Raw genomic sequence first — 1,327 nt, 5'->3', positions numbered from 1 at the left:
CCAACATTGTCACCAGCAGCTGAACCAACACTTTGCCCTAATCCACCAGCAACACCCTCAACTGCTTTTAAATCAAGCTGCCTTGCACCTATTTGGTCGGCACTTATATCACCAAGCGACATTGAGATACTTTCATTTGCATTAGAGCCAACTTGAAACGCTTTCGTACCAAATGAACCATCGAGTAGTTTTTGCCCACCGAAAGAAGTCGTTTCAGCGATACGTGTTAACTCTGTTTGAAGAGCGCTAACTTCTTTTTGTAGAGCTTGACGGTCAGTATCAGAATTTGAACCATTGGCTGATTGTAGTGCTAGCTCACGCATACGCTGTAATATGTTAGTAGACTCACTCATTGCGCCCTCAGCGGTTTGCGCCATTGAAATACCATCGTTAGCGTTACGTTGTGCTACTGCTAGCCCGTTTACTTGTGATGTTAAACGATTTGCGATTTGCAGGCCTGCCGCATCATCTTTTGCGCTATTAATACGCATACCCGATGATAAACGCTCCATAGAAGTTGCTAAGTCAGAACCTGATTGAGATAGGTTACGCTGAGCGTTTAATGAAGATACATTTGTATTTACTGAAATCATAATAAAACTCCTGATTACTTTCGTAATGTTGCTATTTTAATTTAACCAAGAGCTGTCACAAATGTATGCTCAGCTCCGTACTGATTAAGTTAACGGCAGGAGATAAATTATCTTTAGGAGTATTTTGAAAATAAATTAGTTTATCTGTTTAATAAAATGTAATTATTTGTTTTAAAATAAAAAGTAGTTACTTATTATTTTTTATAGCGCACAAGGTTATGTTCTAAATAATTCTTATTTTCTCTCAAAAAAACGCACTTCAAATTGAAGTGCGTTTGTATAAACAGTTATTAGTGAACTAAATAATTAGCCACCTAATAAACTAATGGCTGCTTGTGGTATTTGATTTGCTTGCGAGAGTATTGACGTACCCGCTTGTTGCAGTATTTGGTTTTTAGTCATTTCTGCCGTTTCAGTTGCAAAATCTGTATCTTGAATACGGCTACGTGATGCTGATACATTTTCAGAAATATTAGCAAGGTTGCTAATAGTGTGACCAAAACGGTTTTGCAAAGCACCTAAGTCAGCACGGCTATCGTCGATTTGTGCCAGTGCACTATCAATTATACTTAATGCATTTTGTGAGCCATCAGCAGTTGAAAGGTCAATAGTATCAACGTTAATAAGCTCTGAGCTATTTGTATTCAAATCACCGGCAAGTGAGGTGTCACTTGCTGTTGCTGAAAACGTAGCTGTTGATGAGAGCTTTACTGTGCCAGCAAAAGTTGCAGCTT

At 38.4% G+C, this 1,327-nt stretch carries 1 protein-coding gene and 1 pseudogene; both read right to left on the bottom strand.

Going from position 1 to position 1,327, the window contains the following annotated elements:
* A pseudogene (locus tag H5122_RS19965) lies at positions 1–596 on the bottom strand (flagellin); the annotation flags it as partial.
* A 303-nt stretch (positions 597–899) separates the two neighbouring features.
* Positions 900–1,327 (bottom strand): flagellin (locus tag H5122_RS19960; protein WP_259395793.1); only part of this gene is annotated, 428 nt, incomplete at its 5' end.

The organism is Pseudoalteromonas sp. SG43-8 (assembly GCF_014164245.1).
GTDB classification, from domain to species: domain Bacteria; phylum Pseudomonadota; class Gammaproteobacteria; order Enterobacterales; family Alteromonadaceae; genus Pseudoalteromonas; species Pseudoalteromonas distincta.
The sequence above is the reverse complement of the archived record's forward strand: the minus strand, read 5'-3'. Positions and strand labels throughout refer to the sequence as shown.